The sequence below is a fragment of the Azospirillum brasilense genome (genome assembly GCF_001315015.1).
GTDB classification, from domain to species: Bacteria; Pseudomonadota; Alphaproteobacteria; order Azospirillales; family Azospirillaceae; genus Azospirillum; species Azospirillum brasilense.
In genome coordinates this window covers 307,854-320,651 of sequence record NZ_CP012914.1, presented here as the reverse complement: position 1 = coordinate 320,651, position 12,798 = coordinate 307,854, and the positions used below count along the sequence as shown (strand labels likewise).

The window sequence follows — 12,798 nt, the reverse complement described above, 5'->3', positions numbered from 1 at the left end:
TACACGTACAGAAGGCACGGTCCCCTCTGTCGAGCCGCTTGTCGGAAAAGCGGCTCATCATCGACATCGGCTTTGCAGTCGCGGGCTGTGCAGTCGCGGGCTGTGCAGTCGTGCCGCCGCTGCTTATTCCACCGCTTGACGCAGGGCGGCGGCGCTGGCCCAGGGAGCGAGCGGCAGGGCGCCGGCCAGAAGGCCGCCCAAAAGCAGCAGATGCGGGCGCGGGGTCAGGCCGTTCAGCGCGGCGTCGATGGCCCCGGCGCCGAAGATCAGCACGGGGATGTAGAGCGGCAGGATCAGCAGCGACAGCAGCACGCCGCCGCGCCGGGCGCCCAGAGTCAGCGCGGCGCCGATGCTGCCGATCAGGCTGAGGATCGGCGTGCCGACCAGCAGGGTCAGCACCAGCACCCCGAACCCCTCCGCGTCCATGTTCAGCAGCAGCGCCAAAAGCGGGGCGGCGGCGATCAGCGGCAGGCCGGTCACCAGCCAGTGGGCCAGCGTCTTGGCCAGAACCACCGCCTCCATCGGCAGGGTGGACAGCGACAGCAGCTCCAGCGAGCCGTCCTCGTAGTCGTTCTGGAACAGCCGCTCCAGCGACAGCAGCGAGGCGAGCAGGGCCGCCACCCAGATCACCCCGGCGGCGATGCGGGCGAGGATGTTCGGCTCCGGCCCGACGCCGAAGGGGAACAGCACCACGCAGAGAACGAAGAACATCACGGCGATGCTGGCGTCAGACCCCTGGCGCAGCGCCAGCCGCAGGTCGCGCCCGATCAGGCGCAGGAAGCGGGTCACGCCGCGTCCTCCTCTTCCAAAACGTCGTCGTCCCCGCCCCCGTCGTCCCCGTCGTGAGGGACGGGGGTGAACTCATCGAGGTGCAGCTCGCCGGCGCCGGGCATGGCGATGTCCACATGGGTGGAGACGGCGACCATGCCGCCGCCGGCCCGGTGCTCCGCGATGATCTCCTCGAACAGGGCGATCGCCGCGCGGTCGAGCGCCACGGTCGGCTCGTCGAGCAGCCACAGGGCGGCGGGGGCGGCGATGATGCGGGCGAGGTTCAGGCGCCGCTTCTGCCCCGCCGACAGGTAGCGCCCCGGCACGTTGGCGATGTGCGGCACGCCCAGCCGGTCCAGCGCCTTCAGCGCGTTGCCCCGCGGGTCGGCGGCGCCGCCCAGCGTGGCCCAGAAGGACAGATTCTCCACCGCGCTCAGCACCGGCTTCACCGCGTCGAGATGGCCGACGTAATGGATGCGGCCGCGGTGGGCGTCGGGATCGTCGGTCACCGGAACGCCGTCCCAGGACAGCTGGCCGCGGATCGGCTTCAGCAGCCCGGCCATGACGCGCAGCAGGCTGGACTTGCCGCTGCCGTTGGGGCCGAGCAGGAACAGCGCCTCGCCCGGCGCGATCCGGAAGTCCAGCCCGGTGAAGACCAGCCGGTCGCCACGGAGGCAGGTCAGCGCGGAACCGGCGAAAACGGGCATGGCGTCGGGCGGGCTCTTGCGGTGGACGGGGCGGGGGGAGCTATAGCACAGCCCGTCCGGGTGCCAAAAAGAAACGGCCTCACAAAAGGTCGGGCCAAACAGAAACGGCCCCAAAAAGAAACGGCCATCGCAAGGGGGTTCTTGCGATGGCCGCCGATCCAGCCGGGGCCTGGCTGGGGGCGCCGGAAAACCGGAGCCCTGATCGTCGCTTAGGGGCCGGGCCGCAGGGGTTCACGGGTCCGGCCAGCCACTTGATGCCGTAAGGCTTCGTCCGGTTTAGGGCCAGAAAGTGGCGAAATTTTGATCCGCGGAATGTCCCTTTCCATTCCAGGGCATTGCCGAGGCGAAGCGGAGCGGGCATTCATAGGCGCCTTCGCCCCCTCAATGCTCAACCGGACCGGGTGCCTGCCATGACCGTGCTGATCGACCTGTTCAACGGCCTTCCCGACATCGCCCGCATCATGCTGATGCTCAGCGTGGTGGCGGCGTCGGGGCTGGCGCTGGGACAGATCAAGCTGCGCGGCGTGGGGCTGGGCATCGGTGGGGTGCTGTTCGCCGGCATCGCCGCGGGGCACGTCGCCAAGGCGCTGGGCCTGACCTTCGACCATCACGTCCTGCATTTCATGCGGGAGTTCGGCCTGATCCTGTTCGTCTACACCATCGGCGTGCAGGTCGGCCCCGGCTTCTTCGCCGCCCTGAAGAAGTCCGGCCTGACGCTGAACCTGCTGGCCGCCTCGCTGGTCGGGCTGGGGGTGCTGGTGGCGGTGGCGATCCACGAGATCGGCGGGGTGCCGTTGCCGGCGGTGCTGGGCATCTTCTCCGGCGCCGTCACCAACACGCCGTCGCTGGGCGCCGCACAGGAGATGCTGCGCGAGGTCGGGGCCTCGGCGGCGGAGATCAACACGCCCAGCCTCGGTTACGCCGTCGCCTACCCCTTCGGCATCGTCGGCATCCTCATCACCATGGGGCTGATCCGCGTCGTCTTCCGCATCGACCCGGCGGCGGAGGCCGAAGCCTTCGAGCGCAAGCGCCGCGCCCAGGTGGAAACCTTGGAGACGCTGGATGTCGCCGTGCGCAACCGGTCGGCGATGGGGCTGCCGCTGCGCGACATGGAGCTCTTCGGCGACCAGGGGGTGATGATCTCCCGCCTGCTGCGCGAGGGGCGGCTCCAGGTGCCGCACCCCGACACCTGCCTGCGCGCCGGCGACGTCGTGCATCTGGTCGGGCCGCGGGTGAAGCTGGAGGCGACGAAGCGGCTGCTCGGCGAAGCGGCGGAGGTCACCCTGACCACCAAGGGCACCGCCATGCGCTGGGACCGGCTGGTCGTCACCAACGAGCATGTTCTGGGCAAGGCCATCGGCCAGCTCGATCTCGCCGACGCCTACGACGTGGTGGTCAGCCGGGTCAACCGGGCGGGCGTGGAGCTGGTGCCGAGCCCGGCGCTGCACCTCCAGTTCGGCGACATCCTGACCGCCATCGGCAAGCCGTCGGACCTCCAGCGGGTGGCGGCGCTGATGGGCAACTCGGCGCGGCGGCTCCAGCAGGTGGAGTTCGTCCCGGTCTTCATCGGCATCCTGCTGGGCGTGCTGCTCGGCTCCATCCCCTTCTACATTCCGGGGATGCCGGCGCCGCTGAAGCTTGGTCTGGCCGGCGGGCCGCTGGTGGCGGCGATCCTGCTGGCGCGCATCGGCCACATCGGGCCGCTGGTCTGGTTCATGCCGCCCGCCGCCAACATGGCGCTGCGCGAGATCGGCATCGTCCTGTTCCTGGCGGTGGTCGGGCTGATGTCCGGCGACCGCTTCGTCGAGACGCTGGTGCACGGCGACGGGCTGCTGTGGATCGGGTGCGGCGTGCTGGTGACGCTGATCCCGCTGCTCGTCGTCGGCGTCGTCGCGCGGGCCTTCACCCGGCAGAATTACCTGACGATCTGCGGCCTGCTGTCCGGCAGCATGACGGACCCACCCGCGCTTGCCTTTGCAAACGCAATGAGCGCATCGGAGGCTCCCGCCCTCGCCTATGCCACTGTTTACCCTATGGTTATGTTTCTGCGTATCCTTGCGCCGCAGTTGATCGTCCTGTTCCTCTGGTAAGGGAGCGACCCAGCGGGGACGCTTCCCACGGGATCGGCGGGCGGTCTGTCCTCGCGTGAGGAGACGCGGCCATGCACGCGCTCATCGACCTCTTCCTGGCCATGCCGCCGATCGCGCGCGTGGTGTTCATGCTGGGCATCACCTCGGCCCTCGGGCTGGCGCTCGGCCACATAAAGCTGCGCGGCGTGGGGCTGGGCATCGGCGGCGTGCTGTTCGCGGGGATCGCGGTCGGCCATTTCGCCAAGCAGGCGGGAGTGACGCTGAACGCCGAGATGATGGAGTTCATCCGCGACTTCGGCCTGATCCTGTTCGTCTACACCATCGGCATCCAGGTCGGCCCCGGTTTCTTCGCGGCGCTGAAGAAGTCCGGGCTGGCGCTGAACGGTCTGGCGCTGCTGATGGTCGGGTCGAGCATCCTGCTGACCGCGGTTCTGGTGCTGTTCGACCTCGTGCCGCTGGGCTCCGGCCTTGGCGTCTTCGCGGGCGGGGTGACCAACGCCCCGGCGCTGGCCGCCTCGCAGCAGGTGCTGAAGGAGGTCGGGGCCGACGCCGCGGTGATGGCCCTGCCCGGCCTGGCCTTCGCCGTCACCTATCCCTTCGGCATCGCCGGCAACCTGCTGGCCATGGCGGCGGTGCGGATCGTCTTCCGCATCGACCCGCAGGAGGAGGCCAGGGCCTTCGAGGCCGCCCGGCGCGCCGAGGTCGCGGCGCTCGACACCATGGACATCGCCGTCACCAACCCGGCCCTGCGCGGGGTGCGGCTGGGCGACCTGACCCTGCTGCCGAGCCTGGGGGTCTGCGCGTCGCGGCTGCTGCGCGGCGGCCAACTCCGCGTGCCCGGCGAAGACACGCGGCTGGAGGAGGGCGACGTGCTGCACGTCGTCGGCCCGCGCCCGAGGCTGGAGCAGGTCCGCCTGCTGATGGGGCGGGAGGCCGACGTCCGGCTGACCACCAAGGGCAGCGACCTGCGGTGGGAGCGCATCGTCGTCACCGCCAACCCGGTGCTGGGCAAGTCCATCGCCGCGCTGAACCTGAAGGGGGCGTGCGACGTGGTGGTCAGCCGCGTCAACCGCGCCGGCGTGGAGCTGGTGCCCAACGCCGCGCTGAAGCTGCAGTTCGGCGACATCCTGACGGTGATCGGCAAGCCCGACGACCTCAAGGCGGCCGCCTGCATCATCGGCAACTCGGAACGGCGGCTGCAGACGGTGGAGATGATCCCGGTCTTCGTCGGCATCACGCTGGGGGCGCTGCTGGGCGCCATCCCGCTGTTCCTGCCGGGCATGCCGGCGCCCTTGCGGCTGGGCATGGCCGGCGGGCCGCTGATCGTCGCCATCGTGCTGGCGCGCATCGGCCACATCGGGCCGCTGGTCTGGTTCATGCCGCCCGCCGCCAACCTCGCCCTGCGCGAGATCGGCATCGTCCTGTTCCTCGCCGTGCTGGGCATCGCGTCGGGCGACCGCTTCGTGGAGACGATGGCGAGCGGCGCCGGGCTGCCCTGGATGGCCTGGGGCGTGCTGGTCACGCTGGTGCCGCTGTTGCTGACCGGGCTGCTGGCGCGCGGAATGATGAAGCTGAACTTCCTCAGCATCTGCGGCGTGCTGGCCGGGGCGCAGACCAACCCGCCGGGCCTTGCCTACGCCAACGCCGTGGTCGCGTCGGAGGCGCCGGCGCTGGCCTACGCCACCGTCTACCCGCTGGCCATGTGCCTGCGCATCCTGGCGCCGCAGCTTCTGGTGCTGATGCTGTGGTGAAAAACCCGCTGGCTTACCCCGTCGCGCGGTTGCCCCAAACCTGTAAAATCCGCGTTGCGGGAGTTTGTCCGGCGGTCTAGCCTAGCGGCACCGTCCAGGGTTGGGCGGTCCAGACCGTTCCCCGCCCCGCTCCCCGCCCCCGCTCGCCGCCGACAAGCCCCGCATGCACCGACACCCGCCCACGAATCCCAACGCCCCCGAAGCCGTCCTCGTCGAGAATGTCCACAAGCGCTTCGGTCCGCTGGAGGTGCTGAAGGGCGTCTCCCTGACCGCGCGCGAAGGCGACGTCATCACGCTGATCGGCTCCTCCGGCTCCGGCAAGAGCACGCTTCTGCGCTGCATCAACATGCTGGAGGTGCCGGACGAGGGGCGGATCGTCATCGGCGGCGAGGCCATCGGCCTGAAAAAGGCGCGCGGCGGCCAGACCGTCCCCGCCGACTCCCGTCAGGTGGACCGCATCCGCACCCGGCTCGGCATGGTGTTCCAGAGCTTCAACCTCTGGACCCACATGACCATCCTGGAGAACGTCATCGAGGCGCCGGTCCATGTGCTGGGCGTCCCGAAGGCGGAGGCGGTGGACCGCGCCCGCAAGCTGCTGGACAAGGTCGGCATCCTGGCCAAGGCCGAGTCCTACCCGGTGCAGCTGTCCGGCGGGCAGCAGCAGCGCGCCGCGATCGCCCGCGCGCTGGCCATGCAGCCCAAGGTGATGCTGTTCGATGAGCCGACCTCCGCGCTCGACCCTGAATTGGTGGGCGAGGTGCTGCTGGTCATCCGCCAGCTCGCCGAAGAGGGCAACACCATGATTCTGGTGACGCACGAGATGGGCTTCGCCCGCGAGGTCGCGTCGGAGGTGGTGTTCCTCCACCAGGGCCGCATCGAGGAGCGGGGGCCGCCCGACCGGGTTCTGGTCAATCCGGAAACGGACCGCGTGCGACAGTTCCTGTCGCGCCACCTGTCCGGCGGCGGCTGAATCGGTCGCGCGGGGACGGCCCGATCAATTCCCTTGACTGGCGCTGTAAAACCGTAAACCTCAGAGCCTGCCCGAGCATAAGAGCCATCCATAAGGGCATCAGAACAGAGGAGGTTTTCCCGTGAAGAAGATCGTTGCGGCGCTGGCGCTCGGCGCCATCGTGGCGGTCGCCGGCACCGCCGCCGAGGCCAAGGACTGGAAGAAGATCCGCATCGCCACCGAGGGCGCCTACGCCCCCTGGAACGCGACGGACCCGTCGGGCAAGCTGGTCGGCTTCGAGCCGGACCTCGCCATGGAACTCTGCAAGAAGATGAAGGCCGAGTGCGAGATCGTCGCCCAGGATTGGGACGGCATGATCCCGGCCATCCAGCAGGGCAAGTACGACGCCATCATGGCGGCGATGTCGATCACCGACGAGCGTGAGAAGGTCATCGCCTTCGCCGGGCCCTACGGCACCGAGCCGTCGATGTTCGGCACCATGAAGGCCTCGCCGCTGACCAAGGTCACGTTCCCCGGCGAGCGCTACGACCTGTCCAAGGACGACCCGAAGGCCGCCATCGCCGCCTTGGCCGACGCGCTGAAGGGCAAGACGGTGGGCGTCCAGACCTCGACCATCCAGGCGAATTTCATGGAGCAGCTTCTGCCGCAGGTGTCGGTCCGCACCTACGACAAGCTGGACAACGCCGGCATCGACATGGCCGCCGGCCGCGTCGACGCCATCTTCGGCGACCGTTCCGCGGTGGACGCCATCATCAAGACGGATGCCGGCAACATGACCCTGTTCGGCCCGGCCTTCGCGCGCGGCGTGCTGGGCAAGGGCGTGGGCGTGGGCCTGCGCAAGGCCGACGGCGACCTGAAGGAACTGTTCAACAAGGCCATCGCCGAGGCCAACCAGGACGGCACCATCACGAAGCTGAGCACCCAGCACTTCGGCTACGACATCTCGATCAAGTAAAGCCCATCACTTAATGGGATGTCCCCCTCTCCTCCGTCGCGGGGGGAGGGGAACCCGGTTCGGAGCCCATGTTCGAACTTCTCTCCTTCGGCCCGAACGGGTGGGGCGGCCAGCTTCTCGGCGGGGCCGCGATGACGGTCGCCGTGTCGGTGTCGGCCTTCGTCCTCGGCCTCGTCTTCGGCTCGCTCGGCGCGTCGGCGAAGCTCAGCCGCAACCTCGCCCTCACCGGCATCGCAGAGGTCTACACCACCGTCGTCCGCGGCGTCCCCGAACTGCTGGTCATCTACCTGCTGTTCTTCGGCGGCAGCGGCGCGGTCATGGCCGTCGGCCGGGTCTTCGGCTACGAGGGCTACATCGAGCTGAACGCCTTCTCCATCGGCGTGCTGGCGGTCGGGCTGATCTCCGGCGCCTATTCGACGGAGGTGATCCGCGGCGCGGTCCAGGCGGTGCCCCACGGCCAGATCGAGGCGGCGCGCGCCTGCGGCATGTCGCGCTGGCTGATCCTGCGCCGCATCCTGGTGCCGCAGACGCTGCGCTACGCCCTGCCGGGGCTGGGCAACGTCTGGCAGCTCACCCTGAAGGACACGGCGCTGATCTCCGTGACGGCGCTGGCCGAGATCATGCGCGTGTCGCATGTGGCGGCGGGGTCGACCCGCCAGCCGTTCCTGTTCTACACCACCGCGGCGGTGCTCTACCTCCTGCTCACCACCGTCTCCACGGTGGCGTTCGAGCGGGCGGAGCGCTACGCCAATCGCGGCGTGCGGAGGGCCTGACCCATGAACTGGGAACTGATGTGGGACAGCGTGCCCACCCTCCTGCGCGGCGTTCCGGTGACCCTGCAGCTGGTCGGGCTGGCGCTGCTGTTCGGCGCGGGCGTTGCCTTCGCGGTGGCGCTGCTGCGGCTCTACGGCAACCGCGTCACCGAGCGGCTGATGGCCGCCTACGTCTTCGTCTTCCGCGGCACGCCGCTGCTCGTGCAGATCTTCCTGATCTATTACGGCATGGGCCAGTTCGAGCTGGTGCGCAGCAGCTTCCTCTGGATCTACCTGCGCGAGCCCTTCTGGTGCGCGATCCTGGCGCTGACGCTGAACACCGGCGCCTACACCAGCGAGATCCTGCGCGGCGCCATCCTGTCGGTGCCGCAGGGGCAGATCGAGGCGGCGCGGGCCTGCGGCATGTCGCGCACGCTGCTGTTCCGCCGGATCGTGATGCCGGTGGCGATCCGCCAGATGCTGCCGGCCTACGGCAACGAGGTGATCCTGATGGTCAAGGCCAGCTCGCTCGCCAGCACCATCACGCTGCTGGAGATCACCGGCATTGCCCGCAAGATCATCGCGCAGAGCTTCGCGGTGTTCGAGGTGTTCATCGTGGCGGGCAGCATCTATCTGCTGCTGAACTTCATCGCCTCGCGCCTGATCCGCTACGCGGAGTGGCGCATGACCCCCTACCTGCGGGCGCGGGGGTAGCCTTCATCCCCTCCCCTGCGAGAGCGGGGGAGGGTTAGGGTGGGGGCAAGGTTTGCCCCACTCAACAGGCGTGCGAGGCTCCCATGCCCCGAACCGGCGCGACGACCGCCATCCTGGCCGCGGTCCTTTTCGGCCTCAGCACGCCGCTGGCGAAGCTGCTGGTCCACGACCTGTCTCCCTGGATGCTGGCGGGCCTGCTCTATCTCGGCTCCGGCATCGGGCTGGGGCTGGTCCGTCTGCTGACAGGGTCGCGAAAACGTGGCGAACGCGGCCTCCGCGGCGCCGAGTGGCTCTGGCTGCTGGCCGCCGTCGCTGCCGGGGGAGTCGCCGGGCCGGTGCTGCTGATGGCCGGCCTGACCGCGACGCCGGCATCGACCGCCTCGCTGCTGCTCAATCTGGAGGGAGTGTTCACCGCCCTGCTGGCCTGGTTCGTCTTCCGCGAGGGCGTCGACCGGCGGCTCGTCGCGGGCATGATCGCCATCGTGGCGGGGGCGGTCGTGCTGTCCTGGGGCGGACCGGTCAGCCTGGACGGCGGTTGGGGACCGGCCGCGGTCGCCGCCGCCTGTCTGATGTGGGCGGTGGACAACAACCTGACCCGAAAGGTGTCGCTGGCCGACCCGGCGGACATCGCCACGATCAAGGGGCTGGTGGCCGGCACCGTCAATGTCGGGATCGCCCTGGCGCTCGGCGATGGTCTGCCTGCCGCGCCGACCGCGGCGGCGGCGATGCTGGTCGGGCTGCTCGGCTACGGCGTCAGCCTCGTGCTGTTCGTGGTCGCCCTGCGCCACATCGGCGCCGCCCGCACCGGGGCCTATTTCTCGACGGCCCCCTTCGTCGGGGGCATCGCCTCCCTGGCGATCTTCGGAGAGCCGCTGACGGTCGGGCTGGCCGTGGCAGCGACCCTGATGGGACTCGGCGTTTGGCTGCACCTGACCGAGGACCACGACCACGAACACGACCATGACGAGATGGAGCACGACCATCCGCATGTTCATGATGAGCATCACCGGCACCATCACGATGGCCCGGTGACCGAGCCGCACACCCACCGGCATCGTCACGTGCGCCTGCGGCACCGGCATGCCCATTTTCCGGATGCCCACCACGTGCACAGGCACTGAGGCTTGGGCCGGATCGACGGACGTTTTAAAAAGAATGGGATGATTCGGCCGACGCCGCGTGCGACAGGGCGGTGTCACACCGCGGGGAATTCCGCCGCTTCCGGGCGAATTTCTGTGTCGCAACACTGTCTTGGGAGTGATTGGTGGAGCCGAGGAGGATCGAACTCCCGACCTACGCATTGCGAACGCGTCGCTCTCCCAGCTGAGCTACGGCCCCACACACCGTCACCGGCGTGCGGCGGATAATGGTGATGCGGAGGGAGCCTGTCAAGCCCTCTGAACGCGCCCGATGGCGGGCATCGGCGGTTGCGCGCAAGGGCATGGCAGGGGGATGGTGGCGGCCCGCCGCGCGGCACTGGACAGCACTCGCCGCTTGTGCTTAGGGTGCCCCGCAAAATCGGACAATAAAGGGACGGGCCGGGCATGATTGCGCTCTACCTGCTGATCGACACCGTTCTCAGCCTCTATGTGTGGCTGCTCATCGCTTCGGCGGTGCTGAGCTGGCTGGTGGCCTTCAACGTCGTCAACACCCGCAACCGCGCGGTCTATGTCATCGGCGACTTCCTCTACCGCATCACGGAACCGGTCCTGCGCCCGATCCGCCGCGTCCTGCCGAACATGGGCGGCCTGGACCTGTCGCCGATCGCGCTGATCCTGCTGATCTTCTTCATCCGTAACCTGATGGCGGAATACTGGCCGCGCTTCTGATGCCGGGACCTTCGGAAGCCGCTCCCTTCGAAGCCGTGGCGGATGGTGTCCGGCTGGCGCTGCGGGTGACGCCCAAGGCGTCGCGCAACGCCATCGCCGGGCTGGCCGCCACCGCGTCCGGAGGAACGGCCCTGAAGGTGACCGTCACCGCCGTGCCGGAGAACGGCAAGGCGAACGAGGCGGTGGTGAAGCTGCTGGCCAAGGCGTGGAAACTGCCCAAGACCAGCCTGACGGTGGTGGCCGGCGCCACCGACCGGAACAAGATTGTCCATGTGGCCGGCGATCCGGCCGACCTGATGCGCCGGTTGACGGCGCTGGTGGAAACAGCAAAGCCTGATACGGGGAAGAGCGATGGCTGAGGCGAAGATCATCGACGGCAAGGCGTTCGCCGCGGGGCTGCGCGCCCGCGTGGCGGAGGGTGTGGCCGCGCTCAAGGCCAGCCACGGCGTCACCCCCGGTCTCGCCGTCGTGCTGGTGGGCGAGGACCCGGCGAGCCAGGTCTATGTCCGGTCCAAGGAGAAGGCCCTGGCCGATCTCGGCATGAACAGCTTCGACCACCACATGCCGGCTGACCTCGGCGAGGCGGAGCTGCTGGCCCTGATCGACCGGCTGAACGCCGACCCGGCGGTGCACGGCATCCTGGTCCAGCTTCCCCTGCCCAAGCACATCGACACCCAGAAGGTTCTGGCCCGCATCGTCCCGGAAAAGGATGCGGACGGCTTCCACGTCGTCAACGCCGGCCTGCTGGCGACCGGCAGCCCCGGCGCCATCGTGCCCTGCACCCCGCTGGGCAGCCTGCTGCTGCTCCGCGACACGCTGGGCGCCGACCTGAAGGGCAAGCGGGCGCTGGTGCTGGGCCGCTCCAACATCGTCGGCAAGCCGATGGCACAGCTTCTGCTCCAGCAGGACTGCACGGTCACCGTCGCCCATTCCCGCACCCAGGACCTGCCCGGCGAATGCCGCTGCGCCGACATCCTGGTCGCCGCGGTGGGCCGTCCGGAGATGGTGCGCGGCGACTGGATCAAGCCGGGCGCCGTGGTCATCGACGTCGGCATCAACCGCGTGCCGCACCCGACCGAGCCGGGCAAGACGAAGCTGGTCGGCGACGTCGCCTACGACGAGGCGGTCAAGGTCGCCGGCGCCATCACCCCGGTGCCGGGCGGCGTCGGGCCGATGACCATCGCCTGCCTGATGCTGAACACGCTGGCCGCCGCCTGCCGCGCCGCCGGCGCTCCGGTCCCCGCCGAGGCCCTTGCATGATCACGGTCCACGCCCGGGTGGGCGGCCGCGTGGTCGAGCAGCCGCTCGCCCTCGGAGAGCCGCTGCCGCCCAACACGGTGTGGATCGATCTTCTCCGTCCCGACGAGGCGGAGCGCGCGCATGTCGGCGCCGTCACCGGCTGCGATCTGCCGACGCGCGAGGAAATGAAGGAAATCGAGGCGTCGAGCCAGCTCTACACCGAGGGGGAGGCCGTCTACCTCACCTCCTCGGTGATCGCGCGGGCCGATTCGCCGATGCCGGAGCAGGGCGAGGTCACCTTCGTCCTGACCCCCCGGCACATGATCACGGTGCGCTTCACCGAGCCGCGCTCCGTCGCCACCTTCGCCGCGCGGACCAGCCGCCAGCCGGAGCTTCTGGCCAGCGCCGAGGACGCGCTGCTGGGCATCCTGGACGCGGTGATCGACCGGGTGGCCGACGTGCTGGAGCTGATCGGCGCCCGCATCGACGGGCTGTCCGCGCGCATCTTCACCGACTCGCTGAACAGCAAGGGGGTCGGAAGCTCCAAGAAGCCGGACGAGCTGCAGGACGTGCTGCGCGGCATCGGGCGGGCCGGCGACCTGACGCACAAGGTGCGTGACAGCCTCGCCGGGCTGGACCGGCTGGTCGCCTTCCTCTCCTCCGTCGCCGCCGGGCGGCTGACCAAGGAGCAGAAGGCCGCGCTGAAGACGCTGACGCGCGACCTGCGGTCCCTGAACGAGCACGCCGGCTTCCTGGCGCACGAGGCGAACTTCCTGCTCGACGCCACGCTCGGCCTGATCAACATCGAGCAGAACGCGATCATCAAGATCTTCTCGGTCGTGTCCGTGGCGCTGATGCCGCCGACCCTGATCGCGTCGGCCTACGGCATGAACTTCCACCACATGCCCGAGCTGGACTGGGACTTCGGCTATCCCATGGCCATCGTGATGATGGTGCTCTCCGCCGTCGTGCCGCTCTGGTACTTCCGCCGCCGCGGGTGGCTTTAACCGGAAAAGGGAACCG

General features: G+C 69.3%; 13 protein-coding genes and 1 tRNA gene. 11 read left to right on the top strand and 3 right to left on the bottom strand.

Features of this window, described 5'->3' with window-relative positions:
• Positions 1-123: 123 nt before the first annotated feature.
• Both ccmB and ccmA read right to left on the bottom strand, forming a co-directional pair.
• Positions 124-789: a heme exporter protein CcmB gene (gene ccmB / locus AMK58_RS01545; protein WP_014238686.1), complete on the bottom strand. Its 666-nt coding sequence runs from the start codon at positions 787-789 to the stop codon at positions 124-126.
• On the bottom strand, positions 786-1,475 hold the full coding sequence (gene ccmA / locus AMK58_RS01540; protein ID WP_035669693.1) for a heme ABC exporter ATP-binding protein CcmA: 690 nt from the start codon (positions 1,473-1,475) through the stop codon (positions 786-788). The genes ccmB and ccmA overlap by 4 nt, the downstream gene beginning before the upstream one ends.
• Positions 1,476-1,885: 410 nt before the next feature.
• Here ccmA and AMK58_RS01535 point away from each other — a divergent pair, with 410 nt between their 5' ends.
• The 7 genes from AMK58_RS01535 to AMK58_RS01505 all read left to right on the top strand — a co-directional run bounded on the left by AMK58_RS01535 (position 1,886) and on the right by AMK58_RS01505 (position 9,828).
• Complete coding sequence (locus AMK58_RS01535; protein ID WP_035669696.1) at positions 1,886-3,565, top strand: putative transporter; 1,680 nt, start codon at positions 1,886-1,888, stop codon at positions 3,563-3,565.
• A 71-nt stretch (positions 3,566-3,636) separates the two neighbouring features.
• Entirely contained in the window at positions 3,637-5,316 is a 1,680-nt protein-coding gene (locus tag AMK58_RS01530; protein WP_104675362.1) for a putative transporter, read from the top strand.
• Positions 5,317-5,479: 163 nt separating this feature from the next.
• Positions 5,480-6,286 carry an ABC transporter ATP-binding protein gene (locus AMK58_RS01525; RefSeq protein ID WP_035669699.1) on the top strand — a complete coding sequence of 269 codons (807 nt, stop codon included), beginning with the start codon at positions 5,480-5,482 and terminating at the stop codon, positions 6,284-6,286.
• Between the two features lie 121 nt (positions 6,287-6,407).
• Positions 6,408-7,241, top strand: a complete 834-nt coding sequence (locus AMK58_RS01520) for a transporter substrate-binding domain-containing protein (RefSeq protein WP_035669702.1) — start codon at positions 6,408-6,410, stop codon at positions 7,239-7,241.
• Between the two features lie 68 nt (positions 7,242-7,309).
• Positions 7,310-8,014: an ABC transporter permease gene (locus tag AMK58_RS01515; RefSeq protein ID WP_035669705.1), complete on the top strand. Its 705-nt coding sequence runs from the start codon at positions 7,310-7,312 to the stop codon at positions 8,012-8,014.
• A 3-nt stretch (positions 8,015-8,017) separates the two neighbouring features.
• On the top strand, positions 8,018-8,707 hold the full coding sequence (locus tag AMK58_RS01510; RefSeq protein ID WP_035669708.1) for an ABC transporter permease: 690 nt from the start codon (positions 8,018-8,020) through the stop codon (positions 8,705-8,707).
• Positions 8,708-8,790: 83 nt separating this feature from the next.
• Positions 8,791-9,828 (top strand): DMT family transporter, encoded by a 1,038-nt coding sequence (locus AMK58_RS01505; protein ID WP_035669711.1) that lies wholly within the window; start codon positions 8,791-8,793, stop codon positions 9,826-9,828.
• A 141-nt stretch (positions 9,829-9,969) separates the two neighbouring features.
• On the opposite strand, the gene AMK58_RS01500 is transcribed toward AMK58_RS01505, so the two are convergent.
• Positions 9,970-10,045, bottom strand: a tRNA-Ala gene (locus tag AMK58_RS01500).
• A 206-nt stretch (positions 10,046-10,251) separates the two neighbouring features.
• Between AMK58_RS01500 and AMK58_RS01495 the strand changes: the two genes are divergently transcribed.
• From AMK58_RS01495 to AMK58_RS01480, 4 genes are read left to right on the top strand one after another with little or no spacing between them, the layout of a single operon-like run.
• Entirely contained in the window at positions 10,252-10,536 is a 285-nt protein-coding gene (locus AMK58_RS01495) for a YggT family protein (protein WP_014238675.1), read from the top strand.
• Positions 10,536-10,895 (top strand): DUF167 domain-containing protein, encoded by a 360-nt coding sequence (locus AMK58_RS01490; RefSeq protein ID WP_035669713.1) that lies wholly within the window; start codon positions 10,536-10,538, stop codon positions 10,893-10,895. The genes AMK58_RS01495 and AMK58_RS01490 overlap by 1 nt, the downstream gene beginning before the upstream one ends.
• Positions 10,888-11,796, top strand: coding sequence for a bifunctional methylenetetrahydrofolate dehydrogenase/methenyltetrahydrofolate cyclohydrolase FolD (gene folD, locus AMK58_RS01485; protein ID WP_035669716.1), 909 nt, complete (start codon positions 10,888-10,890; stop codon positions 11,794-11,796). The genes AMK58_RS01490 and folD overlap by 8 nt, the downstream gene beginning before the upstream one ends.
• Positions 11,793-12,782: a magnesium transporter CorA family protein gene (locus AMK58_RS01480; RefSeq protein ID WP_035669719.1), complete on the top strand. Its 990-nt coding sequence runs from the start codon at positions 11,793-11,795 to the stop codon at positions 12,780-12,782. Before folD ends, AMK58_RS01480 begins: the two co-directional genes overlap by 4 nt.
• Positions 12,783-12,798 lie beyond the last annotated feature (16 nt).